This is a genomic window from Spirillospora sp. NPDC048911 (genome assembly GCF_043198015.1).
GTDB lineage: Bacteria > Actinomycetota > Actinomycetes > Streptosporangiales > Streptosporangiaceae > Spirillospora.
Genome location: NZ_JBICUD010000001.1, coordinates 1,395,145 through 1,419,694 on the forward strand (window position 1 = coordinate 1,395,145; position 24,550 = coordinate 1,419,694).

A 24,550-nucleotide genomic window follows, 5' to 3' on the forward strand; every position below is an offset into this window, starting at 1 on the left:
CAGCGACCGGCCGGCGGCCTCGACGGGGCCGCCGGAGCCGGTGCCCGGGACGCCGGGGGCGGCAGGGACGCCCGCGGTGACCCGGGCATCGGCGTGCCCGCGACCGCCGGTGATCCCGGTTCTGTGACGACCGGCGGCCAGAGCGCCACCGAGGCAGCGGTACCCTTGGGCAGCGGACCGTGCACGATCGTCGAGACATCGCCGAACGGCAGGTCCCTCTCCTGTACCACTCCGGATACGCCGAGCGAGGTCTCGTGGGCTCTGTCATCAAGAAGCGCCGCAAGCGGATGGCTAAGAAGAAGCACCGCAAGCTGCTGAAGAAGACGCGTATTCAGCGTCGTAACAAGAAGTAAACACGCAGGCTACTCAGCCGTAAGGGGTGGGGTGCACAGTGTCCTCTATGCCCTCCGCCGCGGCTCGCGTCGTACTGGTGACGGGTGTCTCCCGTTTCCTAGGGGCGCGGGTCGCGAACACCCTCCAGGCCGATCCGGGCATCGAACGGGTCATCGGCGTGGACACGGTCCCCCCTGCGACGTCGCTCGGGCGCACCGAGTTCGTTCGCGTCGACATCCGTACGCCGAGCATCGCGAAGGTCATCTCCGCCGCTGAGGTCGACACGGTGGTCCACCTGAATCTGGTGACCTCCCAGATCGGCCCGCGGTCGAAGATGAAGGAATTCAACGTCATCGGCACGATGCAGCTGCTTGCGGCGTGCCAGCGGTCGCCGGACATGCGCAAGCTCGTCGTGCGGTCCTCGGCCGCCGTCTACGGGTCCTCGCCGATGAACCCGGCGGTCTTCGCCGAACGCGACGAGCCCGTCGAGGCCCCGGCGTCCGGCTACGCCAAGGACGCCGTGGAGGTCGAGGGCTACGTGCGCGGCCTGCGCCGGCGCCGGTCCGACCTGACGGTCTCGGTGTTGCGCTTCGCCAACTTCCTCGGGCCGGGGGTCGACTCCCCGCTGACCCGCTATCTCCGCATGCCCGTCGTGCCGACGGTGCTGGGCTTCGACCCGCGGCTGCAGTTCGTGCACGAGGACGACGGCATCGAGGTGCTGCGGCGGATGACCGTCGAGGACCATCCCGGCACGTTCAACGTCGCCGGTGACGGAGTGCTGCTCCTCTCCCAGGCCCTGCGCCGCGCCGGCCGCTCGTACGTGCCCATGCCCGCGCCCTCGGTGTCCGCGCTCGGTGACCTGGGGCGGCGCTTCGGCGGCCTCTCGGGCTTCTCGCCAGAGCTGCTGCGCCTGCTGATGTACGGCCGGGTCATCGACACGGCCCGGCTCGAGAACGAGCTCTCCTGGCGCCCCAAGTACGGCTCGGAGGCCGCGTTCGCCGACTTCGTCTCGTCGCAGGGACTGCACCGCACCCCGCCGCTCGAACTGCTCGACCGCCTGGCCGCGGTGCTCGCCCGCGACTGACCACGGAGGTTCCCATGAAGGCGCACCAAGAGCGATTCGACGGGGACGCCCAGATCATCCCGCTGAACGTGACCCAGCACGACGAGGAACCCCAGCGCAACCCGGTCGAACGCAAGATCGCCTCCGGCCTCGCCTTCCTGCGCCGCCGGCTCGCGGGCGACTACGACGTCGACGAGTTCGGCTTCGACCCGGAGTTCAACCGCTCGGTCCTGCTGCCGGTGGCCCGTGCCCTCTACGAGCGCTGGTTCCGGGTGGAGATCTTCGGCCTCGACAACGTGCCGGCCAAGGGCGGCGCCCTCATCGTCGCCAACCACTCGGGGACGCTCCCCATCGACGGGATCATGCTCTCCGTCGCGATGCACGACCACGCCCAGCGCGACCTCCGCCTGCTCGGCGCCGATCTCGTCTACCAGGTGCCCGTCCTCGGCCACCTGTCCCGCAAGGCCGGGCACACCCTGGCCTGCCACTCCGACGCCGCGCGCCTCCTCGACAAGGGCGAGCTCGTCGGCGTCTTCCCCGAGGGCTTCAAGGGCGTCGGCAAGCCGTACGCCGACCGCTACAAGCTGCAGCGCTTCGGCCGCGGCGGCTTCGTCGAGACGGCCCTCCGCGCCGACGTGCCGATCATCCCGTGCGCCATCGTCGGCGCCGAGGAGATCTATCCCAAGATCGCCGACCTCAAGCCCCTGGCCCGCCTCCTCGGCGTCCCCTACTTCCCGGTCACGCCCACGTTCCCCTTCTTCGGCCCCCTGGGCCTGGTGCCCCTGCCGTCCAAGTGGATGATCCAGTTCGGCGAGCCCATCCCCATGGACGAGTACGACGCCACCGCCGCCGACGACCCGATGACCCTCTTCAACCTCACCGACCACGTGCGCGAGAACGTCCAGCAAATGCTCTACGACACCCTCCTCCGCAGAGGCTCTGCCTTCTTCTAGCTCACAACATCCTCGCCTAGCGGCTCGGATGTCGCTCGCGTAACAAGCAGCTCACCAGCGAGGGGACGGTCAGGGCGTCGCTCGCGTGCTGGACTCACCGGATGGGGAGTTACTCGCCGACATGGAGGAGCGTCGTTCGCGTGATCGGCGACGCCTGCCACGCACGCGAGCGCGCTACCTGAGCCGGAGCGAGCGCCAGCGAAGCTTCGCGCGAAGATCGCGAAGCGATGTCGCGCTCGCCGCTTTCGCGGTTCGGGCCTGAGCCGCTAGGCGAGGGCTCGAGGCCGGAAAGGAATTAAGAACGGTAGTGCTTGCGGAGGGCTATGCCGGCGGCTACGCCGCCGGCCAGGGCGCCGGCGCCGGCGGCGGCGGGGAGGGCGACCATGGTCACCTTGCGGCCGGTGCGGAAGTCGTGGATCGGCCACTCGTGTTCTTTGGCGTGGTCGCGCAGGTCTCCGTCGGGGTTGACGGCGTGCGGGTGGCCGACGGCGGTCAGCATGGGGAGGTCGTTGATCGAGTCGCTGTAGGCGGCGCAGCGGCTCAGGTCGAGGCCCTCGCGCTGGGCCAGGGCGCGGACGGCCTCGGACTTGGCGGGGCCGTGCAGGAGGTTGCCGACGAGGCGGCCGGTGTAGACGCCGTCCTTGGTCTCGGCGACGGTGCCGAGGGCGCCGGTGAGGCCGAGGCGGTGGGCGATGGTGCGGGCCACCTCGACGGGGGTGGCGGTGACCAGCCAGACCTGCTGGCCCGCGTCCAGGTGCTGGAGGGCGAGGGTGCGCGTGCCGTGCCAGATGCGGTCGGCCATCACCTCGTCGTAGATCTCCTCGCTGAGCCGGACGAGGTCGGTGACCTTCTGGCCGGCGACGAAGGCCAGCGCGGCCTCGCGGGCGCTGCTGATGTGCTCGGCGTTCTCGGAGCCGCGCAGCCGGAACGCGGCCTGGCCCCAGGCGAACATGGCCAGGTCGCGCATCGTGAAGAGCTTGCGGCTGGCGAGGCCCCGCGCGAAGTAGTAGATCGACGCGCCGCGCATCATCGTGTTGTCGACGTCGAAGAACGCGGCGGCGCTCGGATCGGGGTCGGGCAGGGGCTCGCTCACGGCCGCCGCGGCGGCGGCCGCCTCGCCCGCGCTCACCGGGTCCTCGTCCTTGTCGCGCTGCCAGAATCGACGCATGTGCCCGAGCCTAGTCAACGGTCTCCGTCCGGCCGTCGGTTCGGCCGGAATTGCGATGGTCCTCACCTCCGTTCAGCACAGCCGTCACCAGTCGCTCGCGCAGGACCGCGCGGAACTCCGGATCCGGCTCCGCCCTGCGCATCTGTAGGCCTGACAGCGGATTGCCGCTGTCACCCTCTCCCTTGGCCCGCCTTGTTCTCATGTCGCCTTCTCTCGGCCTCACCCGGCTGAGCCGGGCTCGGCACCCCCACTGCGAAATGCGGTCCTGCCCGCAAGAACGAGCATGGGCCTGCGGGGTTACGGGGAGACGCCCAAAAGCGGTCAGGATCGCAGGTCGTCGGGGAGCATGCGCGCCAGCGACCGGACGGCGCGGTACTGCAGGGCCTTGATCGCCCCGCCCTTCTTGCCCATGACCAGCGCCGTCTCGGCGACGGAGAGGCCGTGCAGGAAGCGGAGCACCACGCATTCCTGCTGTTCGGAGCCGAGCCGCCGGACCGCCGCGAGCAGGGTCTTGTTGGTCATCGAGTCCAGGACGGCCCGTTCGGGGCCTTCCTGGGGGCGGTCGGGTTCGAGCAGTTCGGCGGTGCAGACCTCCAGCCGGTAGCGGCTGGACTTGAAATGGTCCGCGACGAGGTTGCGCGCGATCGTCACCAGCCAGGCGCCGAAGTCCTTGCCCTGCCAGTTGAAGTCACGGATGCGGCGGAGGGCCCTCAGGAAGGTCTCGCTGGTCAGGTCCTCGGCGAGGGAATGGCCGCCGACCCGGTAGTACACGTACCGGTAGACCAGTTCGACGTAGTGGTCGTAGAGGGAGCCGAACGCCTCGGCGTCGCCGTCGCGGGCCCGCAGGACGAGCGCCTTGATGGTCTCGCCGCGTTCCTCGTCGGCATGGCCGGGAGCGGTCGGCTCGGGCTGAGGGGTCGGTCGACGGAGCAACGTCACTCGGGCATCGAGGGTCAAGCTGCTCATGCAGTTCTCCTCGGGGCGTACGCGACCTCCGGCGTGAAAAGCCACTCTAGATACCGAGGGGTACGCCAGGCAATGGTGTGCCCCTGGACAACCCCGTCTATATAAGGACGAACGGGTCGTTGGAACGGTGCGATCTCCCGTGCTTCCTCGGGCACGGTTACCCGTCATCGCTCGGAATCGGGCACCATGGGGCCCGATGGTCGATGCTGCTCTCGCGCTGCTGGCGACCCTTGGCGCTCTGGTGGCCACGGGGTTGCTCATTTCGCGCGCCTACAAGGACCGGCTGCTCTACCTGATCGCGTGGTCGCTGACCTCGGTCGGGATCGCGGTCGCGCTCGCGTCGATGGCGCTGGGCTTCCTGCTCGGCTTCAACGACGCGCTGTTCCGGGTCATGGAGCTGGGCGGCGCCCTCATCGCGCCGATCTGGCTGGCGCTCGGCATGGTCGAGCTGATCGCGCGGATCGTCCAGGTGCGGTTCGCCGCCTGGCTGTTCGCGGTGTCCTACACCGTCGTCGCGACGGTGATCCTCATGCTCGATCCGCTGCACGGCTCGTTCAGCAAGAAGCTGCCCAAGCCGACCCAGATCTATGACGCGCTGCCGCCGCTGCTGATCAACGGCGCGCACCTCATCGCGGTCCTCGCGCTCGTCGCGTGCGCCATCGTCACCGCGCTGCTGGCCAGCAAGCAGGACCGCGAGGCCTACGAGCTGCTCATCCCCATCGCCCTGGTGGCCCTGGCCGGGGTGCTCGTCGTCGCCGGCAGCCGCGGCTTCCTGCCCGGGGCGGTCGCCGCCGTCGCCCTCGGCGGCGCCGCCGGGCTGATCTGGTACGGCGGGATGCGCACTTTGCCTGTCTACGCCGACGACGACGGCGGTTACGCGGGTGACGAGTACGGCGAGGAGGCCGGGTCCGGCTACGCCGACCAGGCCTACGCCCCGCCGCCCCCGCCGCCGGTCGACGCCCAGCACACCGCCGTGGCGGGCGCGCCGCCCGTCCCGGCGGGTCCGCCCGTCCCGCCGCCCAAGCCCGCGACCAAGCGCGGCGAGCTCCGCTTCCCCGACCCGGCCGCGAGCGAGGAGCTCCGCTTCCCCGATCCGCCCGCCCCGACCGCGATCGACGACATGAAGGTCGCCGGGCCGTCCGGTCTGGACGGCTTCGGCGCCGGCTCGCTCGCCGCGAGCGCCCTGGGAGCGGCAGGAGCCGCCGGTGTGGCAGGTGCCGCGGGCGCCGCCGGTCTCGCCGGCGCGGGCGCCGCGCTCGGTGGCGCCCTGGGCGGCCTCGGCTTTGGCGATCTGTCCCGCGCGTGCGGGCAGATCACCGTCTACACGCTGCTCGACGGCCGGGAGGAGGCGTTCGACCGGCTGGCCGAGGAGTTCGTCCGGGCGGCGCGCGCCGCCGAGCCGGACACCCTGATCTTCGCCTGCCACGAGGTGGTCAACGCCCCGACGCAGCGGATCTTCTACCAGCTGTTCCGGGACGAGCCGTCGTTCGCCTCGCACCGGCAGCAGCCGCACCTGCAGCGGTTCCTGACCGACTCGCGCACCCACGTGATCGCCACCAACATCATCGAGCTCAAGCTCGGCGCGACGAACCTGGCGGCGCCGCCGTCCCCGGCCACGCCCGACCACCCCCGCCGGTGAGCTGATCATGGACGTTCTCATCACCCTGCTCGGCAAGCCCGGCTGCCACCTGTGCGACGACGCCCGTGAGGTGATCCGCCGGGTGGCGGCGGAGCTGGACGTCCGCTGGGAAGAGCGCGACATCACCCTCTCCGAGGACGACACCCGGGAGTACTGGGAGCACATCCCGGTCACCCTGATCAACGGGGTGCAGCACGACTTCTGGCGCGTGGACGAGGCTCGGCTGCGCCGCGCCCTCAAGGAATTGCGGTAATCCGCCGCCGCCGCGGTAATTTTCTCTAATCGGAAATGTCTAGTCAGTCACACCTTCCGGACCAGTACCGTGGAACGGAAGCGTTCCGGCGTTGCCGCTGAACCCGGTGTGGTCAGGGCTTTCGGTGGTTCGACGGCCGGGTGGACGGATCTCGTACGCCGGGGGCGACTTTGTGCATGTATTCACAAAGGCTTAATCTGGTGGATGGTCCTGGGCTGTCACCGGCTCCGGCCGGCCCGGGGCCAGGGGTTCTCGGGCCCCACCCCAAGCGTCGAGCCCCCGAAGAGCAGGCCGTGACTTCTCGACAGACCCGCACTCGCGATCGTGCCGATCGCGGCATTCCCGAAGCCACCGTGGCACGCCTGCCGGTCTACCTGCGGGCGCTGCACAGCCTGCAGGACCGCGGGGTCGCCACCGTGTCCTCGGAGGAGCTGGCCGCCGCCGCCGGCGTCAACTCCGCCAAACTCCGCAAGGACCTCTCCCACCTCGGCTCGTACGGCACCCGCGGTGTCGGATATGAGGTGGAGTACCTCGTCTACCAGATCTCTCGTGAACTCGGCCTGACCCAGGATTGGGTCGTGGCAATCATCGGGGTCGGTAACCTGGGCCGGGCGCTGGCCGGGTACGGCGGCTTCGCCTCTCGTGGCTTCCGCGTGGCGGGCCTCCTCGACGCCGACGACGAGATCGTCGGCGAGGAGATCTCCGGCCTCACCGTGGAGCACATCGACCGGCTGGAGGACATCATCGGCGAGCGCGGCGTCTCGATCGCCGTCATCGCCACGCCCGCGGGCGCCGCCCAGGGGGTGTGCGACCGGGTGGTGGCCTCCGGCGTGACGAGCGTCCTCAACTTCGCGCCCGTCGTGCTGTCGGTTCCCGAGGGAGTGGACGTGCGTAAGGTCGACCTGTCGATCGAGCTGCAGATCCTCGCGTTCCACGAGCAGCGCAAGGCCGGCGGTCCCGACGACTTCGACGCGCTGAACGGCGCCGCCCCCAAGGCGGCCGCACCACCGGGCGCCCCGGGGGGCGCCACGTCCACGCAGTATGTGGAGGCGGTAGAAGCATGAGCGTCTTGGTGGTGGGCCTCAGCCATCAGAGCGCACCCGTGGCCCTGCTCGAACGTGCCGCGGTGTCCGGCGACGATCTCGGCAAGCTGCTGCACGCGGTCGACGACTCGCCGCACGTGGCCGAGACGGCCATCGTGTCGACCTGCAACCGGGTCGAGGTCTACGCCGTGGTCGACAAGTTCCACGGCGGGGTCTCCTCGATCTCCGAGCTGCTGTCCCTGCATTCCGGCATCCCGCTCGACGATCTTTCCCGGCATCTCTACGTGCACTACGAGGACCGGGCCGTCCAGCACGCCTTCTCGGTGGCCTGCGGCATGGAGTCGATGGTCGTCGGCGAGGGGCAGATCCTCGGGCAGATCCGGTCGGCCCTCCGGCACGCCCAGGACGAGGGCACCATCGGCCGGGACCTGCACGACCTCCTGCAGCAGGCGCTGCGGGTGGGCAAGCGCGCCCACCACGAGACCGGCATCGATCAGGCCGGCGCGTCCCTGGTGAGCGTGGGCCTGGACGTGGCGCGGGAGCACCTCGGGCCGCTCGACCAGGTGAACGCCCTGGTGGTGGGGGCCGGCGCGATGAGCGGGCTGGCCGTCGCGACGCTGGCCAGGGCGGGCGCCCGCGAGATCGTGGTCGCCAACCGCACCTACGACAAGGCCGTCCGGCTGGCCGGTGACGCGACCGCGGCCGGGGTGGCCGCGCGGGCGATCGACCTGGCCGACCTCGACCGTGAGCTGGCCGGGGCCGACCTCGTCGTGTCCTGCACCGGCGCCGCGGGGCTGGTCATCACGAAGGGGCAGCTGGAGACCGCCGGCGCGACCGGGAACGGCCGCCGGTTCTTCCTCGACCTCGCCCTGCCGCACGACATCGATCCGGCCGTGGGCGACCTGCCCGGGGCCGCGCTCGCGGGGCTGGCCGAGCTGCGCACCGCCGAGCAGGCCGCCGAGGCGATCGGGCCGGAGGCCGTCGAGGCCGTCCGGGCCATCGTCGCCGCCGAGGTGGCCACCTTCCTCGGCGCCGCCCGCGCCGCCGCCGTGGCGCCGACCGTGGTGGCGCTGCGCAGCAAGGCCGCCGACGTCGTCGAAGCCGAGCTGGCCCGCCTGACCGGCCGGCTGCCCGAACTCGACGACAAGGCGCGCAAGGAGATCTCCCAGACCGTACGGCGCGTGGTGGACAAGCTCCTGCACGCGCCGACCGTACGAGTGAAGGAGCTGGCCGCGGCGCCCGGCGGCGACAGCTACGCCGACGCGCTGCGCGAGCTCTTCGACCTCGACCCGAAGGCACCCGAGGCCGTGACGCGAGCCGACATCACGAGCGAAGCGAGTGATGGCGGCGCAGCCGTCTTTGCCGGGGGGTCTGGGGGGGCGCCCCCCCAGCCCGGCAGAGCGAACATCACGAGCGAGGCCGGGGCCGCCAATGGGACCGTCAATCTCGAAGGAACCGGCACGTGACCGTACTCAGGCTCGGAACCCGCAAGAGTCTCATGGCGACGACCCAGTCCCAGCTGGTCGCCGACGCATTGTCCGAGCGTACGGGGCATGCCGTGGAGCTGGTCGGGGTAACGACCGAAGGTGATGTTTCCAAGGCTCTGCTCGCGCAGATCGGGGGGACCGGGGTCTTCGTCAACGGGCTCCGCGACAAGATCCTCTCCGGCGAGGTGGACTTCGCGGTGCACTCGCTGAAGGATCTGCCCACCGGCCCGGCCGACGGGATCGCGCTCGCCGCGACCCCGACTCGTGACGACCCCCGCGACGCCCTGTGCGGCCCGGCCAAGCTGGCCGACCTGCCCGCCGGGGCCCGCGTCGGCACCGGTTCGCCGCGCCGGGTGGCGCAGTTGCGCGCGCTCCGTCCGGACCTGAACGTGGTCCCGATCCGCGGCAACGCCGACACGCGGCTGCGCAAGGTCACCGACGGCGAGCTCGACGCCGTGGTGCTGGCCTACGCGGGGCTGACGCGGATCGGACGGCTGGAGGCGGTGGCCGAGGTCTTCGAGCCGGACCAGATGTTGCCCGCGCCGGGGCAGGGCTCGCTGGCCCTCGAATGCCGCGCCGATCGGGCCGATCTCCGCGAGCTTCTTGGAACGGTCGATGATCGCTCCACCAGGGCCGCGGTCGTCGCCGAACGCACGGTACTGGCGGTGCTCGAAGCGGGATGTTCGGCGCCCGTGGGAGCATACGCTGCCGAAGTAGAACAAAAGCTGCATCTGACCGCGTCCGTCGTCGCGCACGACGGGAGCCGCCAGGTCCGGCTGTCCGCAAGCGGCCACCTCGATGAGGCCGAACAGCTGGGGCGCGATCTCGCCGCCCGGCTGCTCGGCCAAGGGGCCGACCAGTTGATGGGGGAGCGCCTTGAGCCCCAGTAAGAGCCCCGCCGAGCAGAAGGACGGCCGCCGGGCCGCCGGTGCCGCGGCCGGTCTGGTCTCGCTCGTCGGCATGGGCCCGGGCGACCCGGGCCTGCTGACGTTGCGGGCCGCCGCCGTGCTGGGCCGCGCCGACGTGGTCGTCGTGAACCGTGCCGCCGTCCATCCCGAGTTCCTGTCCCACTGCCGCCCGGACGCCGAGATCCTCGACTCCGCCGACACCGACCCCGGCAAGGCGGCCGCCAAGGCGGCCAAGGCGGGCAAGCACGTCGTCCGGCTCTTCCAGGGCGACCCCGGGCTGGCCTGCGGGCTGGCCGCCGAGGGCGGCGCGCTGGCCAAGGCCGGCGTCCCGTTCGAGGTCGTGCCCGGCGTCTCGGCCGTCACCGGTGTGCCGGGCTACGCGGGCATCCCGCTCACCGACGCCAAGCACCGTGAGGTGCGCATCGTCGACGCCTCCGAGGGCGGCATCGACTGGGAGGCCTTCGCCGCGCCGCACGTCACCCTGGTGATCCTCGGCGCCGAGGGCACGGTCGGCGAGGTGGCCAAGGGCCTGATTGCCGTCGGCCGCCCCGAGACGACGCCCGCCGCGATGACCAGCCTCGGCACCACCACCGAGCAGGAGACCGTGGTCTCCACGCTGCAGCGGCTGGCCGCCGACACCAAGGGCATGGAGGCGCCCGCGCTGATCATCGTCGGCGACGTGGTCGGCTGGCGCGACAAGCTGTCGTGGTTCGAGACCAAGCCGCTGTTCGGGTGGCGGGTGCTGGTGCCGCGCACCAAGGAGCAGGCGGCCTCGCTGTCGGACCAGCTCCGCTCGTACGGCGCGGTGCCGGACGAGGTGCCGACGATCTCGGTCGAGCCGCCGCGGACGCCGCAGCAGATGGACCGCGCCGTCAAGGGCCTGGTGACCGGCCGCTACGAGTGGGTGGTGTTCACCTCCACCAACGCGGTCAGGGCGATCCGGGAGAAGTTCGTCGACTACGGCCTCGACGCCCGCGCGTTCGCCGGTCTCAAGGTCGCCGCGGTCGGTGAGCAGACCGCCGCCGCGCTCGTGGAGTTCGGCATCCAGCCCGACCTGGTGCCCGACGGTGAGCAGTCCAGTGAGGGCCTGGGCGCGGTGTGGCCGCCCTACGACGAGGACCTCGACCCGATCAACCGGGTGCTGCTGCCCCGCGCCGACATCGCCACCGACACCCTCATCGCCAAGCTCACCGAGCTCGGCTGGGAGTGCGAGGACGTCACCGCCTACCGCACCGTCCGGGCCGCGCCGCCGCCCGCGCCGATCCGTGAGGCGATCAAGGGCGGCGGGTTCGACGCGGTGCTGTTCACCTCGTCCTCGACGGTCAAGAACCTCATCGGCATCGCCGGCAAGCCGCACAACGTCACCGTCATCGCGGTGATCGGCCCGCAGACCGCCAAGACCGCGGAAGAGTACGGCCTGCGCGTCGACGTGATGGCCGAGAAGCCGTCGGTTTCGGCACTCGCCGAGGCCCTGGCGGAGTACGGTGCGAAGAGGAGGGCCGCCCAGGTCGAGGCCGGCGACCCGCTGCGCAAGCCCAGCCAGATGCGCCGGGGCGCCCGCCGCCGCAAGTAGTCCCTGCCGGGCGGCCACATCAGGAGAGAAGGGTCATGTCCGCACAGTTTCCCGTCGCGCGTCCCCGGCGGCTCCGCCGCACGCCCGCGCTGCGCCGGCTGGTCGCCGAGACCCGGCTCGCCCCCGCCGACCTGGTGCTGCCGATGTTCGTCAAGGAGGGCCTCGACGAGCCCAACCCGGTGACCTCCATGCCGGGCGTCTACCAGCACACCCGCGACAGCCTGCGCAAAGCGGCGCACGAGGCCGCCGAGGCCGGCGTCGGCGGGATCATGCTGTTCGGCATCCCGGCGGTGAAGGACGGCACCGGGGCGGGCGCCGACGACCCGGACGGCATCGTCCAGGCGGCCCTGCGCGACCTGCACTCCGACATCGGCGACACGATCGTCCTCATCGCCGACCTCTGCCTGTGCGAGTACACCGACCACGGGCACTGCGGCATCGTGACCCCGGCCGGTGAGGTCGACAACGACGCGACCCTCGAACGGTACGCCGCGATCGCCGGCGCCCAGGCCGCCGCGGGAGCCGCCGTCGTGGCGCCCAGCGGGATGATGGACGGGCAGGTCGGCGTGATCCGGGCCGCGCTCGACCGGGCGGGCCATCCCGACACCTCGATCCTCGCCTACTCCGCGAAGTACGCGTCGGCCTTCTACGGCCCGTTCCGCGAGGCGGCCGAGGGCGCCCCGCAGTTCGGCGACCGCTCCACCCACCAGCAAGACCCGGCCAACGCCGACGAGTCGCTCCGTGAGGTCCTCCTCGACCTCGACGAGGGCGCCGACATGGTCATGGTCAAGCCCGCCGGCGCCTACCTCGACGTCGTCCGCCGGGTGCGCGACGCGGTCGACGTGCCCGTGGCCGCCTACCAGGTCAGCGGCGAGTACGCGATGATCGAGGCCGCCGCCGAGAAGGGCTGGCTCGACCGCGAGCGCGCCATCGCCGAGTCGCTGATCGCGATCCGCCGCGCCGGCGCCGACACGATCCTCACCTACTGGGCTGTAGAAGTAGCCCTTCGCGGCCTTGATCACTCGCCTGGCGGCTCGTGACCAAACCGCAAAGGGGGCGAGCGCGGCATCGCTTCGCGATCTTCGCGCGAAGCTTCGCCTGGCGGCTCGCTCCGGCTCAGGTAGCGCGCTCGCGTGACGGCTGAGGCCGTTGGCGGGATCCCCATTCCGCTAGCTGCGGATTGTGGCGGGTGTTCTACATCCCGTTGACGGATGTTAGGGAAGATTCAAGAAAAATCCCTCGACGTGGAGTCCTTGGTCGGTCTGCGCTTCATTTGGGGCGTGCAGCCGAGGGGGCGGCGACACGGTTCCTCCCCAGTCTGTGCCGCGAGGCCCGACCAAAGGAGCGCAGGTCATGCGCAGCAGCTCGACGTCCTCCAGAGCCCGCAGAACCGCCATCGCGATCGCCGTCCCGGCCCTGACGCTGACCGGTGTGGTCGCCGGCGTGGCGACGCCGGCCTCGGCGGCCACCACCAAGTGCTCCTCCGAGCAGTACATCTACCTTGACGGCGGCCGCAGCTGGGTCGGCATGCAACCGTGCGTCCAGAAGGACGGCAACTACCGCAAGGCCTGGATCCGGGTGCGGTGGTTCTACGACTACAGGGGTACGAAGTGGGACGGCTTCGACATCCTGGCCACGCTCGAACGCAACGACGTCATCAAGACCTCGAAGCACTGCGACTTCACCGACAAGCTGAACGCCACCACGATCGGCGACATCAAGTGCACCACCGCGACGTTGTACTCCACGACGGCCGGCGGCTGGACAGCCGACGGTGAGGGCGCCTACAACTTCAACCTGGACGGCAGGGGCTACTACACCAAGGCCCTGACCGGGTCGCCCAAGGTGAGCTGAGCAGGCCATGCGCGCAATCAAGATCAAATCTGTGCTGGCGGTCTCCGCCGCAGCCCTGGTGGCCGGGAGCGGGCTCGTCCTGACGGCGGCTCCCGCGTCGGCCGCCTCCAGGTGCGGCGCCGATCAGAAGAAGACCTTCCACCCGCCGGGCCGCTCGAACACGACCGTCACGGCGCGCACCTGCGTGCAGAGCGACGGGACCCTGAAGCGGGGATGGGTGGAGATCTCCTGGATCGGCGGGACCGGCGCGAAGTTCGACGACTTCGTCGTCACCGCGCGGCTGGAGCGCAACGACGCCGAGCGCGGCTACGCGTACTGCCCCGTCACCTCCGACGTCAACGGCAGCTCGACGGGCAGCTACACGTGCGACCCGCTGCCCGTCCGGACGTCCCAGTCGGGCGGCTGGACCGGCGACGGCAAGATCATTTACGACTACAACGATGACGGCAAGGGCGGCTTCACCTGGGATCTGACCGGTTCCCCCAAGGTCAGCTGAGCTCGCCCCCGCGGTCCGGCGCCGGGACGCTCGCCTGCGGGCGGTCGCCACGGGCCGGGTTGGTCCGGACCGGTACCACCGCCTTAATGATCTTTTGGAACCAATTCGTGACATGCGAGCCGATGGCATCCGGATCAAGACGATCTAGTCTTCCTCCGAAGCGATCGAATCGCTTCGAAGTATGAGGAGAGCCGATGAGGTCGTACCCTCTGAGCAGCCTGCGGCCTGCCCTTTTGTCGGCTGTGGCGCTCACGCTCGTCACCACCGGCTGCTCGGGCGGAAAGGACGAGCCGCAAGCGGCGCGGCCGACGTTCTCGCCGCCCGCGATCTCGGCCACGCCCGCCCCCCGGTCGGCCGACGGCCTCTCGCTCCCGCTGGAGGCGTACTTCCTGACCCCCGACCAGAGCCGCACGGTGGCCCGGGCACAGAGCATGCTCACGTCCGACTGCATGCGGCGTTTCGGCTTCTCCTACCCGGTGAACACCGGCAGCAGCGGCATCTCGCCGGTCAGGGAAGTGCTCCGGCCGCTTTTCCTCTCCGAGAGCACAGCCGCTCGCTGGGGTTACCACCCGACCGCTGAGCGGCAGGCGCAGGTCAAGAGCAGCCAAGGGGGCGCGGCCCCGAAGCTGAGCCCCGCCGCGCAGACCGTGCTGACGGGCACGGCGAAGTCCCACGGCGGCAAGGACGTGCCCAAGGGCGGCTGCTTCGCGCACGGCCGGGACTCGGTCGAGTCCGGGGCGGCGAAGGTCACGCTTCCGCCATGGATGAAGGGGGCCGACGACGACAAGCCGCCCCCCGGCGCCCCGCCCGCGATGCGGTCGGCACGGGCCGATCCCGGCTATCTGCCGCAGTCGATGCTGAACGGCGCGTTCGACCTCGCGCTGTCCGACCCGCGCACCAAGCAGGCGGACGCCGGCTGGAGCGCCTGCATGAAGCAGTCGGGCTACGCCTACGCGAGCGTCGACGCGATCCTGCGGAACAGCAAGTGGGCCGAGAGCGACGCGCCCTCCGCCTCCGAGATCGCCACCGCGGTCGCCGACGCCCGGTGCCGCGTCAAGGTGAAGTACGGCGGACTGATGTACGCGCTGCAGCTCGGCTACCAGAAGGCGATGATCGACATGTACGCGGACTCGCTGAACCAGGTGAAGCAGGCCAACGAGGCGAGGGTGCGGAACGCCACCCGGGTGCTCAGCGGAAACGCGGCGGGCTGACCGGGCCGAGGCGACGAGGGGATCTGGGCCGATGCGGATTCTGCTCGTGGAGGACGACCGGCGCTTCGCCGCGGCGCTGGTCAAGTCGCTGCGCCAGTGCGGGCACGAGGTCGAGTACGTCGACAACGCGGCGGCCGCGCTGGCCGGCCCGGCCTGTGATCTCGTGCTGCTGGACCTCGGCCTGCCCGATCTGGACGGGCTGGAGGTGTGCCGGCGGATGCGGCGGCGCGGCGACGTCGCGATCATCATCCTGTCCGCGCGCGGGACCGAACGGGACCGGGTCACGGGCCTGCGCTGCGGGGCCGACGACTACCTGGTCAAGCCGTTCGGCGTCGCCGAGCTCCAGGCGCGGATGGACGCCGTGCTCCGGCGGGTGCGGCCCCAGTCCAACGGCGTCCACACGGTCGGCGGCCTGGAGGTCGACCTGGACGCGCGCGTGGCCCGCGTGGACGGCGACCGGGTCAAGCTGACGCCGAAGGAGTTCTCCCTCCTGGCGGCCCTCATCCGCGAGCAGGGCGTCGTCCTCATGCGCGAGCAGTTGCTCCGCGAGGTGTGGGGGACCACCTGGCAGGGCAAGTCGCGGACGCTCGACGTGCACGTGTCGACGCTGCGCACGAAGATCCGTACCGGGGCCCGGGTCGAGGCGGTGCACGGGGTCGGCTACCGGCTGGTGCCGGTCGGCGCGCTGCTCCACGGGGCCGCCGGCCGGTCCGCCGAGGAGCTCTGATGCGGTTCCGGCTGCTCGGCGTCCTGCTGACGCTGCTGGTGCTCGTCCTGGGGGTGCTGACCGTGCCGCTGGCGACGGCGGCCGCGTCCAGGGACACCCAGACCATGTTCCTGGACCGGGTGAACGACACCGTCCGGTTCGCCTCGCTCGCGGAGACCGCGCTGCGCACGGGCCAGACGTCCGGGCTCCGGGCGGAGCTGAGCCGGTACGAGGAGTTGTTCGGCATCGGCGTGCTCATCGTCGGCCGGGACGGCGAGGCGGTCATGGCCTCGGGGCCGGGCGTGGACCTCGGCAGCCGGTCGGTCCGGCTCAAGATCGACGAGGGGCTCTCCGGCAACCGGTCGGCCACCGCCGGGGTGGTCTGGCCCTGGCGCGACGATCCGCTGATCGTCGTCGAGCCGGTGGGCCGGGGCGGTGAGATCATCGGCGCGGCGCTCACGGTGTCGCCGACGGAACGGCTGCGCGGCGCCACGGTGCGGAGCTGGACCGCCCTGCTGGGGCAGGGGCTGCTGGTCCTGATGATCGGGGTGGTCGCCGCGACCTACCTCACCCGCTGGCTGCTGCGGCCCGTGCATCGCCTCGACACGACCGCGCAGGCGCTGACGGAGGGGCGCTTCGGCGAACGGGTCGGCACCGTGTCCGGTCCACCGGAGCTGCGGCGGCTGGCGAACTCGTTCAACGCGATGGCCGAGCAGATATCCGTGCTCGTCGAGCGACAACGGGCGTTCGTGTCGTACGCGAGCCATCAGCTGCGCACCCCGCTGGCGCGGCTCAGGCTCTCCATGGACAACCTCGCCTCCCAGACCACTCCGGAGGGCCAGGAGGATCACCAGATGGTGGTCGAGGAGATCGAGCGGATGGCGTCCCTCTACGACGCGTTGCTCGCCTACGCGCACGCGGAGGCCACCTCGGCCGAGGTCGACGACATCGACGTGGGGTCCGTCGCCGACGAGAGGGCGGCCGCCTGGCAGGCGGTGGCGGCGAACGCCGGGATCGGCGTGGTGCGAACGGGGGCCGCCAGGAGCGTGTGCCGGGCCGCGGCGGACACGCTGGACCAGGTGCTCGACGCTCTGATCGACAACGCCGTCAAGTTCTCCGGCGAGGGCAGCACGGTCACCCTCATGGTGAAGGAGCCGGCCGGCGGATGGGTCGACGTGCACGTCGTCGACACCGGTCCGGGCATGGGGCCCGACGAGCTGCGCCGGGCGGCCGAGCCGTTCTGGCGGCACCCGCGCGACCAGAACCTCGACGGCTCGGGCCTCGGCGTGACCATCGCCCACGCGCTGGTCACCGCGTGCGGCGGCGCCCTGGACCTGCTGCCGGCCGAGCCGCACGGCGTGGACGCCAGGATCCGGCTGCCCGCGCCCCCCAGTCCCCAGGACAAGGAGGCCCCGTCATGAAAGTAGCGCAGTCATGAAGGCGGTGCGGTCATGAAGGCAGTGCAGTCCACGGTGGTGCTCGCCGTGCTCGTCCTCACCGGGCTGGCCGGTTTCGCCAGCGGCGCCTCGTCCGCGCCGGTGAGCCGGCTGGTGATCGCCACCGGTGGCGAGGGCGGTGTCTACCACGCGCTGGGCACGGCGTTCGCCGGCGCCGTGCGGCGCCGCTGGTCGGCCGACACCGCCGTGCTCACCACGGCGGCCTCGGTGGAGAACCTGCGGCTGATCGCCGACGGCAGGGCACATGTGGGCTTCGCGACGGTGGACTCGGCCGCGCTCGCTGTGAACGGCGAGGGGCCCTTCGCCCACGCCCTGCCGATCGTCGCGCTGGCCGGGCTCTACGACGACTACCTGCAGATCGTGGTGAGCGCGGACGGCCCCATCCACGAGATCGCCGACCTGCGCGGCCGCCGGGTCTCCACCGGATCGGCAGGGTCGGGCACCGAGATCGTGGCGGCGCGGGTCATGGAGGCGGCCGGGCTCGGCCTCGACCGGATCGACCGGCATCGCCTCTCGGCGTCCGCGTCGGCCGCCGCGCTCGGCCGGGGCGAGATCGACGCGTTCTTCTTCACCGGCGGGCTGCCCACGCCGGCGGTCGCCGCGCTGGCCGCCGGCCACCAGATCCGCATCCTGCCCGTGGGCCAGCTCGTCGACGAGCTGCAGGCCAGGTACGGGGAGGTGTACCAGCCGCGTTCCATTCCGGCGAACCTCTACTCGGTCGCCGGTGAGGTCACCACCGTCGGGATCGCCAACGTGCTCGTCGTGCGCGCGGACATGCCGACCGCGGCGGCCAAGGCGCTGACCGCCCTGCTGTTCCAAGCGAAGACCACGCTGAACGCCGCGCACGCGGAGGCCAGGCGTCTGGACCACCGCACGGCCCTCGTCACCTTCCCCGTGCCGCTGCACCCGGGAGCGGCCAAGTACTACCAGGAGTCGAAGGTGATGGCGGCCGTCTCCGGCTCATGAGGCGGGCTTCCGGGCTCATGAGGCCGGGCCTCCGTTCAGCACCTTCGCCGCGTTGCGGACCATCGTCTCGTTGGTGCTCCGCACCTGGGCGAGGGCCTCGGCGTTCTGGTCGATCAGCGCCTTCTGGTACGCCACCTGAAGCGCGTACATCGTCCCCGCGTAGTTCACCCTGGCGCGGCAACGGGCGTCGGCCTGGGCGGTGGCGATCTCGGCGGCGGACGGGCCGTCGCCGCCCTCCCAGCGCCGGTCGCGCAGCACGGCGTCCAGGTTGGGGTAGGCGTGGCCGGCCTGCTTCATGCAGGCGCTCCAGGAGGCCTCCACCTTCTTCATGCGCGCGTCGGCCTGCGCGTACTTGAACGCGCCGTCGAGGAGCGTCTCCGGGAGGAACGACGGCTGCTGCGAGGCGAGCCGCATCGAGGGAGGGGCCCCGGGCGGCAGTTTCTGGTCCGCGCGATCGGCCCAGGCGGGCAGCTTGATCTTGGCGGCTCCCGCCTCGACGCCGTCGCGGCCGAGGGAGAAACAGCCGCCCTTGGGCACGGCGGCCCCCCGGTAGGAGGCGGCCGTCCCGGTCATGACGGCCTTGGCCGCGCTGCTCAGGTCCGCGCCGTTGCCGCCCTCCTGGGCGCGCTGGATCTCGGCGCGGCGTTCCGGGCTCTGGTGGTAGCCCCACCGCGCCGCGGTGCGCTCGGGAAGGAAGAGCCAGTTCACCGTCTCGCGCGCGGCCGACAGGCCCCGCGCGCCGGCCACGGGATAGGAGAAGCCGAAGCGCCGCATGCAGTCGGCCGTGAGCATGCTCTGGGCCCGCTCCACCGTGGCGTTCTGCTCTGGTGTGAGCAGGTACGCCTCCAGCGGCAGGGAGAGCCCGTCCGCCGACGCCGGCGCCGGGATCACCGCGATCGGGGGCGGCGGGATCGAGGGCGGCGCCTCCGCCGCCGGCCTGCCGTCGCCGGAACATCCCGACGCCGTGACGGCCAAGGCCAGCCCGGCCAACGCCGCGGTGCCCGCCTTTCGTGCTCGCATGCCCGCCTCCGTCCGGTCAGGATCCAGACGGAGCGTCGCAGCTCACCGTGGCCGGCGAACAGCCCGCCCCGGCTTTTCTTTACAAAATGCTAAGGACCGCGAATTCCGGGCGCGAGTTGTTAGGGATCGGTCAAATTCGCGGGCCCGCGCTTGTCTCCCGGCCGGATGATCCGCTCAATGGGACCGACCGATCGGGTCCGCGTCATCCGGGCCCATTCCAGGAGGGGCAACGTGATCCAGAGACTTTCGAGCCGGCTGGCGGGCGCGGCGGCCAAGACCGCCGCGGTGGCCGCCCTCACCATGACCGCGGCGGGAGGAGTTCTCACCCTCGCGCCGGCCGCCTCGGCGTCGCACGCCTGCGACGACTACGTGCACGACGAGATCTGCTTTTACCGGAACGCCGGTTACGGCGGTGCCAGCCGGGCCTTCACCGAGAACGACACCACGTACGCCAATGACAAGTACACCGGGACGAGCGTCTCGCTCAACAACACCATTTCCTCGTACATCAACCGGCACTGGGACCGTGGTTACACCGAATGCCGCTACGTCGGGCAGGAGGGCTGCACCAAGGGAATTCTCTCGCTCACGATGGACGGCGATCTGACCAACAATTTCTGGGCCCCGTGCTGCGAGATGAACGACACGTTCAGCTCGCACGTGTGGTTCCCGAGCTGATTCCGAACCGATTCCGAACCGGCCCGAACCGATCCGGGCCAGGACGGCGACCGATTCTCGACGGATGGAGTATGAGCATGCCCCGATTCACGGCCGGTGTCACCGCGAAGGTCACGAGGGGAGCGGTGCTCGGCGCGCTGGCCATCGGCGCCGTTCTCGTCGCCGCCCCGCCCGCGTCCGCCTCGCACAAGTGCGACAGGGAGCAGGAGATCTGCTACTGGCGGCTGGCGGGTTACACGGGTGGGTCCCGCGCCTTCACGAATGAGGACGCCACCTACGCGAACGACTATTACGACAATCTGTCGCCGACGAAGTCCCTCAACGACACGATCTCATCCTACGTGAACTACCACATCACGAATTCCTACCGGATCTGCCAGCGCGTCAACCAGGCCTTCTGCACGAAGTCGCTGTATCCGATGTCGGCCGCGTCCGACCTGAGGGACAAGCTCTGGTACGACGGCATCGACATGGACAACACCATCAGTTCCCACGTCGTCTGGAACTGACCCGGGAGTTCCGGGGGCGCGCTACCGGTGGGTGACGGGCCGGTCGCGCACCGGGGCGAAGTGTTAAAGAGGCTTCAAGTTATGCCGCCCACTGTGGCGGGCATCTCGCGCCACCGATTGCCTGGTGGCGCACCCCCAAAGGTGGCCGGCGCTACCCCCCGACAGTGCCCGCCACCACCCCCCTGGGTACCGCTCGCGGGCGCGCCGCCGAACGCGCTGAGGCGTCCGCGGGCGGACCTCCCCGGTCCCGTTCTCCAGCGAGAGGGAAGCCCATGACCCCGTTCCTCCGGTGCCCTGAGAGCCGGGCCGCCGATGTCGTCCTCCGCTGAGGAGGCGCCGCTGCGGTCCCGCCGGCGCTTCCTGCTCAGCATCGTCGCGGCCTCGGTGCTGGCGTCGGTCGCCAGCCTGGGCGTCTCGACCCTGATCAAGTCGCCGCAGCAGGTGGCGGCGGACGCGGGTCCGCCCCGGGCCTCGGTGATCTCCGCGCCGGTGGAACGCCGCGTGCTGAAGGAGTCGGTGATCCTGCGCGGCACGGTGGCGCCGGGCCGGACGATCGAGGTGACCCCCGCCGCGGCGGCCGAGGGCAGGTCCGTGATCACCCGGACCACGGTGAAGAAGGGGCAGCGGATCAAGGCGGGCGCGGTCGTCGCCGAGGTCTCGGGACGTCCCGTGATCGCCCTGACCGGAGCCATTCCCGCGTACCGGGACATCCGGCCGGGCGGCAAGGGGCCGGACGTGAAGCAGCTGCAACGAGCGTTGCGCGGCATAGGCTACTCCGTGGGCGACACCGCCGGAACCTACGGCGCGGGCACGCAGGCGGCCGTCCGCAAGCTGTACGAGGACCGCGGGTACGAGGCTCCGGCCGCGCCGGGCGCGACGACCGGTGAGCCGGAGGGCGACGACTCGGAGGGCGGTGAGCCCGAGGGTGGTGCGGCCGGCGAGGGTGCCGGGTCCGCGACCCGAACTCGGGCCAAGGCCAAGCCGAGCGTCTACCTGAAGGCCGGTGAGGTCGTCTACGTTCCGCGGTTCCCCGCGCGGGCGACCGAGGTGAAGGCGACGCTGGGCGCCCAGGTGACCGGCACGATCCTCAAGCTGGCCGCGGGCGAGCTGGAGGTCAAGGGCATGCTGACGGCGCCGGACCGCAAGCTCGTGAAGCCCGGCATGGACGTGACGATCTTCTCGGAGGAGTCCGGGCGGTCCGCGCGGGGGCGGGTGCGGAGCATCGGGGCGTTCACCGCCGACGGCGGCACCGAGGGCGCGGGGCATCCGGTCAAGGTGGCCGGGGTGTCCCAGCTGCCGGAGCGGTTCGCCGGGCAGGACGTGCGGCTGACGATCGAGGCGGCGTCCACCGGCGGTCCGGTGCTGGTCGTGCCCGCCTCGGCGGTCTACGGGGCGGCCGACGGGTCCACCCAGGTGATCAAGCTCGCGTCGGGCGGCGCCCAGGAGCGGATCGCCGTCACCACCGGCGCGACGGGCGGTGGCTTCGTCGAGGTGCGCGGGGACGGCCTGGCCGAGGGCGACCGCGTGGTGGTCGGAAAGTGAGCGACGAGGCGCCGGTGAGCGAGCGGGCGCCGGTGATCGAGTTCGCCGGGGTCGGCCGGACGTATCCGGGCCCGCCGCCGGTGCCCGCGCTGCGGCCCGCCGAGCTGGTGATCCGGCGCGGCGAGTACGTGACCGTGGTCGGCCCGTCCGGGTCCGGGAAGTCGACGTTCCTGAACGTCGCGGGGCTGCTGGACCGGCCGAGCGAGGGCGTCTACCGGCTGGACGGCATCGACACCGCCACGCTGAACGAACGGGACCGGACGGCGCTGCGCGGCCGCCGGATCGGGTTCGTCTTCCAGTCCTTCCATCTGCTGCCGCACCGCAGCTCGGTGGAGAACGTGATGCTGTCCCTCCTCTACACCGGCACCCGGCGCAAGGAGCGCCGCGTCCGCGCGCTGGAGACGCTCGAACGGGTCGGCCTCGGGCACCGCGCGCACGCGCCGACCGGGCGGCTGTCGGGCGGGGAACGGCAGCGGGTCGCGATCGCGCGCGCCCTGGTCAACCGGCCGAGCCTGCTGCTGTGCGACGAGCCGACCGGCAACCTCGACACGACCACCGCCGGGACCGTGCTGGCCCTCATCGACGAGCTGCACGCGGACGGCTTCACCGTCCTGGTGGTCACCCACGACCCCGGGGTGGCGGCGCGCGGCGAGCGCGCGGTGGTGATCCGCGACGGCGTGCTCCGGGAGACGGACCCGGCGACGCTGACCGCCGAGGCCGTCCAGACCCTCCAGGACGTGCGGCCCCTCCAGCACGCGACACTCCAGGACGCGACCCTCCAGGACGTCCAATGAGACGTCCGAGGAGAGGCCGGGGCGGGGTCGCGCCGGTCAAGCAGACGCGGTTCGCGGTGCGGGACGCCCTGGACGAGGCCACCGCGGCGATGCTGGCGCGTCCGGCCCGGGCCGCGCTGACCGTCCTCGGGACCCTGCTCGGCGTGGCCGCGTTCGTCGCCGTGCTCGGCCTGACCGCCACCGCCAGCGGCCAGATCTCCAAGCGCTTCACCGCGCTGGCCGCCACCGAGGTCACCGTGGAGGACGCGCCCGAAGACCGTGCCACCGCTGACTTCGCCTTCCCCGCCGACACCGAGCGGCGGCTCACCTCGCTGAACGGAGTGCGGGCCGCCGGCCTGTTCTGGCGGCCGACCATCCCCGGGGCCGAGGGCAGCGAGTCCGGCGTCCTCGTCTCGGCGCGCCCGCCGTCGATCGGGGCGGGCCAGGGCGAGCCGCTCGCGGTGACCGCCGTGTCACCGGGTTATCTGGACGCCGTGCACGCCCGGGCCGGCAGCGGGCGGCTCTTCGACTCCTTCCACCAGCGGACCGGGCAGCGGGTGTGCCTGCTGGGCCGTGCGGCGGCGGCCCGGCTGGGGATCACGCGGCTGGACGCCCAGCCGGCGATCTTCATCGGCTCCACCCCGCTGACCGTGATCGGGATCATCGACGAGGTCGACCGGCAGTCGGCCACGTTGCTGTCGGTCCTGGTGCCCTCGGTGACCGCCACCGACCTGTGGGGCGTTCCCGGCGGCCTGGAGGGGGAGCCGCCGAAGGTGCTGGTGGAGACCCGGCTCGGGGCGGCGCCGCTGATCGGCCGGCAGGCCGCCCTGGCGATCCGGCCGGACCAGCCCGAGCGCTTCAAGGTCACGGTGCCGCCGGATCCCAAGCAGCTCAAGGAGCAGGTCGACACCGACCTCGGCACCCTCTTCCTCGCCCTGGCCGGGATCTGCCTGGTCATCGGGGCGGTGGGCATCGCCAACACCACCCTGGTCGCGGTGCTCGAACGCACCGGCGAGATCGGGCTGCGCCGTTCCCTGGGCGCGCGCGGCCGGCACATCGCCGCGCAGTTCCTCACCGAGTCCGCCGCCCTCGGCCTGCTCGGCGGGCTGGTCGGCACGAGCCTCGGCGTGGCGGCCGTGGTGGGCGTCGCGATCAGCAAGGACTGGACCCCGATCCTCGAACCCCTCGCCGTCCTGCCCGCCCCGGCCGTCGGCGCGGTCACCGGCCTGCTCGCCGGCCTCTATCCCGCCTGGCGGGCGAGCCGCATCGAGCCCATCGAAGCCCTGCGCCGCTGAGGCGCCGACCCCAGCCGACCCCCTGACCGGCGCCCGCCGACCGGTGGGCGACCGAAGCGGAACAACCAGATGATCACGATGATCACGACAAGGAGTGTGCACATGCGGTCGTATCGGAACGCCCTCGGCGGCACCGCCGTCAAGGTCGCCATGGTGGGCGTGGCGGTGGCCGGGTCCATGGTGGCGTTGGCCGCGCCGGCCTCCGCCTCCCACAAGTGCGGCGACCCGGCCTTCGACTACCTGGAGGTCTGCTACTACCGGAACAAGGACTACGGCGGCGGATCGCGGGCCTTCTCCGGCGAGGACAAGAACTACACGAACGACTACTACGACTACGCCAGCGGCAGGGTCGCCCTCAACAACACGATCTCGTCGTTCAACAACCGGCACTGGGCCGACTACCTCGTGCATCGGTACGTCAACCAGGAAGGTCCCATCTACTACATCGACGGGTCGACCTGGGACAGCGACCTGGCCTCGTCCGACTGGTGGGGCAGCGAGACGGGCAACGTGAACGACAAGCTGAGCTCGCACACCGGTCCCTACACGGGCTGAGTGTTCCTTCGTTCGCGCCAGAACGCCCGTCACGGTATGTGACGGGCGTTCTCCCTTTCGGTCCGACGGAGTCTCTGTGAGGGCGGTCACGTCAGGCGATCA

Annotated in this window: 25 protein-coding genes; 22 read left to right on the top strand and 3 right to left on the bottom strand. The window is 71.4% G+C overall.

The genetic code is table 11. From position 1 onward, the window contains the following. The first annotated feature begins 254 nt into the window (after window positions 1-254). The 3 genes from ACGFNU_RS06400 to ACGFNU_RS06410 are packed head-to-tail and all read left to right on the top strand — an operon-like array spanning window position 255 to window position 2,349. A complete protein-coding gene (locus ACGFNU_RS06400) occupies window positions 255-353 on the top strand; it encodes a 30S ribosomal protein bS22 (protein ID WP_018654693.1) in 99 nt (32 codons plus the stop codon). A gap of 47 nt (window positions 354-400) precedes the next feature. Beyond that, window positions 401-1,417, top strand: a complete 1,017-nt coding sequence (locus ACGFNU_RS06405) for an NAD-dependent epimerase/dehydratase family protein (protein WP_392590703.1) — start codon at window positions 401-403, stop codon at window positions 1,415-1,417. Window positions 1,418-1,431: 14 nt separating this feature from the next. Beyond that, window positions 1,432-2,349 (top strand): lysophospholipid acyltransferase family protein, encoded by a 918-nt coding sequence (locus ACGFNU_RS06410; RefSeq protein WP_392590705.1) that lies wholly within the window; start codon window positions 1,432-1,434, stop codon window positions 2,347-2,349. Window positions 2,350-2,644: 295 nt separating this feature from the next. Here the strand turns inward: ACGFNU_RS06410 and ACGFNU_RS06415 are convergent, their stop codons facing one another. After that, window positions 2,645-3,517 carry an HAD family hydrolase gene (locus tag ACGFNU_RS06415; protein ID WP_392590706.1) on the bottom strand — a complete coding sequence of 291 codons (873 nt, stop codon included), beginning with the start codon at window positions 3,515-3,517 and terminating at the stop codon, window positions 2,645-2,647. A gap of 321 nt (window positions 3,518-3,838) precedes the next feature. Further along, complete coding sequence (locus tag ACGFNU_RS06420) at window positions 3,839-4,483, bottom strand: sigma-70 family RNA polymerase sigma factor (protein WP_392590707.1); 645 nt, start codon at window positions 4,481-4,483, stop codon at window positions 3,839-3,841. 196 nt (window positions 4,484-4,679) lie between these two features. Here ACGFNU_RS06420 and ACGFNU_RS06425 point away from each other — a divergent pair, with 196 nt between their 5' ends. The 13 genes from ACGFNU_RS06425 (at window position 4,680) to ACGFNU_RS06485 (ending at window position 18,076) form a co-directional block, all read left to right on the top strand. Next, window positions 4,680-6,122 (top strand): putative quinol monooxygenase, encoded by a 1,443-nt coding sequence (locus ACGFNU_RS06425; protein WP_392590708.1) that lies wholly within the window; start codon window positions 4,680-4,682, stop codon window positions 6,120-6,122. Window positions 6,123-6,129: 7 nt separating this feature from the next. Next, the gene (locus ACGFNU_RS06430) at window positions 6,130-6,375 is read left to right on the top strand and encodes a glutaredoxin family protein (RefSeq protein WP_392590710.1); all 246 of its coding nucleotides are present in this window, start codon (window positions 6,130-6,132) and stop codon (window positions 6,373-6,375) included. Window positions 6,376-6,668: 293 nt separating this feature from the next. Next, window positions 6,669-7,439 carry a redox-sensing transcriptional repressor Rex gene (locus ACGFNU_RS06435; protein WP_392590712.1) on the top strand — a complete coding sequence of 257 codons (771 nt, stop codon included), beginning with the start codon at window positions 6,669-6,671 and terminating at the stop codon, window positions 7,437-7,439. Then, window positions 7,436-8,884 carry a glutamyl-tRNA reductase gene (locus ACGFNU_RS06440; protein ID WP_392590714.1) on the top strand — a complete coding sequence of 483 codons (1,449 nt, stop codon included), beginning with the start codon at window positions 7,436-7,438 and terminating at the stop codon, window positions 8,882-8,884. The genes ACGFNU_RS06435 and ACGFNU_RS06440 overlap by 4 nt, the downstream gene beginning before the upstream one ends. Continuing rightward, complete coding sequence (gene hemC / locus ACGFNU_RS06445; RefSeq protein WP_392590716.1) at window positions 8,881-9,795, top strand: hydroxymethylbilane synthase; 915 nt, start codon at window positions 8,881-8,883, stop codon at window positions 9,793-9,795. Before ACGFNU_RS06440 ends, hemC begins: the two co-directional genes overlap by 4 nt. Beyond that, window positions 9,782-11,386 (top strand): uroporphyrinogen-III synthase, encoded by a 1,605-nt coding sequence (locus ACGFNU_RS06450; RefSeq protein WP_392590718.1) that lies wholly within the window; start codon window positions 9,782-9,784, stop codon window positions 11,384-11,386. Before hemC ends, ACGFNU_RS06450 begins: the two co-directional genes overlap by 14 nt. Before the next feature lie 35 nt (window positions 11,387-11,421). Further along, window positions 11,422-12,426, top strand: coding sequence for a porphobilinogen synthase (hemB, locus tag ACGFNU_RS06455; RefSeq protein ID WP_392590720.1), 1,005 nt, complete (start codon window positions 11,422-11,424; stop codon window positions 12,424-12,426). A 313-nt stretch (window positions 12,427-12,739) separates the two neighbouring features. After that, the gene (locus tag ACGFNU_RS06460) at window positions 12,740-13,240 is read left to right on the top strand and encodes a hypothetical protein (RefSeq protein WP_392590722.1); all 501 of its coding nucleotides are present in this window, start codon (window positions 12,740-12,742) and stop codon (window positions 13,238-13,240) included. Window positions 13,241-13,247: 7 nt separating this feature from the next. Further along, complete coding sequence (locus tag ACGFNU_RS06465; RefSeq protein ID WP_392590724.1) at window positions 13,248-13,736, top strand: hypothetical protein; 489 nt, start codon at window positions 13,248-13,250, stop codon at window positions 13,734-13,736. A 194-nt stretch (window positions 13,737-13,930) separates the two neighbouring features. Next, window positions 13,931-14,947 carry a hypothetical protein gene (locus ACGFNU_RS06470; protein WP_392590725.1) on the top strand — a complete coding sequence of 339 codons (1,017 nt, stop codon included), beginning with the start codon at window positions 13,931-13,933 and terminating at the stop codon, window positions 14,945-14,947. Window positions 14,948-14,978: 31 nt separating this feature from the next. Beyond that, window positions 14,979-15,674, top strand: a complete 696-nt coding sequence (locus tag ACGFNU_RS06475; RefSeq protein WP_392590727.1) for a response regulator transcription factor — start codon at window positions 14,979-14,981, stop codon at window positions 15,672-15,674. Continuing rightward, window positions 15,674-17,074 carry a sensor histidine kinase gene (locus ACGFNU_RS06480; RefSeq protein WP_392590729.1) on the top strand — a complete coding sequence of 467 codons (1,401 nt, stop codon included), beginning with the start codon at window positions 15,674-15,676 and terminating at the stop codon, window positions 17,072-17,074. The genes ACGFNU_RS06475 and ACGFNU_RS06480 overlap by 1 nt, the downstream gene beginning before the upstream one ends. Window positions 17,075-17,104: 30 nt before the next feature. Further along, window positions 17,105-18,076 carry a TAXI family TRAP transporter solute-binding subunit gene (locus ACGFNU_RS06485; protein ID WP_392590731.1) on the top strand — a complete coding sequence of 324 codons (972 nt, stop codon included), beginning with the start codon at window positions 17,105-17,107 and terminating at the stop codon, window positions 18,074-18,076. Between the two features lie 15 nt (window positions 18,077-18,091). Here ACGFNU_RS06485 and ACGFNU_RS06490 read toward each other — a convergent pair whose 3' ends face one another. Continuing rightward, window positions 18,092-19,096: a hypothetical protein gene (locus ACGFNU_RS06490; RefSeq protein WP_392590732.1), complete on the bottom strand. Its 1,005-nt coding sequence runs from the start codon at window positions 19,094-19,096 to the stop codon at window positions 18,092-18,094. A gap of 231 nt (window positions 19,097-19,327) precedes the next feature. On the opposite strand from ACGFNU_RS06490, the gene ACGFNU_RS06495 reads away from it, so the two are divergent. The 6 genes from ACGFNU_RS06495 (at window position 19,328) to ACGFNU_RS06520 (ending at window position 24,448) form a co-directional block, all read left to right on the top strand. After that, window positions 19,328-19,774 (top strand): peptidase inhibitor family I36 protein, encoded by a 447-nt coding sequence (locus ACGFNU_RS06495; RefSeq protein WP_392590733.1) that lies wholly within the window; start codon window positions 19,328-19,330, stop codon window positions 19,772-19,774. A 77-nt stretch (window positions 19,775-19,851) separates the two neighbouring features. After that, the gene (locus ACGFNU_RS06500; RefSeq protein WP_392590739.1) at window positions 19,852-20,283 is read left to right on the top strand and encodes a hypothetical protein; all 432 of its coding nucleotides are present in this window, start codon (window positions 19,852-19,854) and stop codon (window positions 20,281-20,283) included. A gap of 312 nt (window positions 20,284-20,595) precedes the next feature. Then, window positions 20,596-21,825, top strand: coding sequence for a peptidoglycan-binding protein (locus tag ACGFNU_RS06505; protein ID WP_392590741.1), 1,230 nt, complete (start codon window positions 20,596-20,598; stop codon window positions 21,823-21,825). After that, entirely contained in the window at window positions 21,822-22,619 is a 798-nt protein-coding gene (locus tag ACGFNU_RS06510) for an ABC transporter ATP-binding protein (protein ID WP_392590743.1), read from the top strand. Before ACGFNU_RS06505 ends, ACGFNU_RS06510 begins: the two co-directional genes overlap by 4 nt. After that, window positions 22,616-23,893, top strand: a complete 1,278-nt coding sequence (locus tag ACGFNU_RS06515; protein ID WP_392590744.1) for an ABC transporter permease — start codon at window positions 22,616-22,618, stop codon at window positions 23,891-23,893. Before ACGFNU_RS06510 ends, ACGFNU_RS06515 begins: the two co-directional genes overlap by 4 nt. Before the next feature lie 102 nt (window positions 23,894-23,995). Then, window positions 23,996-24,448, top strand: a complete 453-nt coding sequence (locus ACGFNU_RS06520) for a hypothetical protein (protein ID WP_392590746.1) — start codon at window positions 23,996-23,998, stop codon at window positions 24,446-24,448. The last annotated feature ends 102 nt before the right edge of the window (window positions 24,449-24,550 follow it).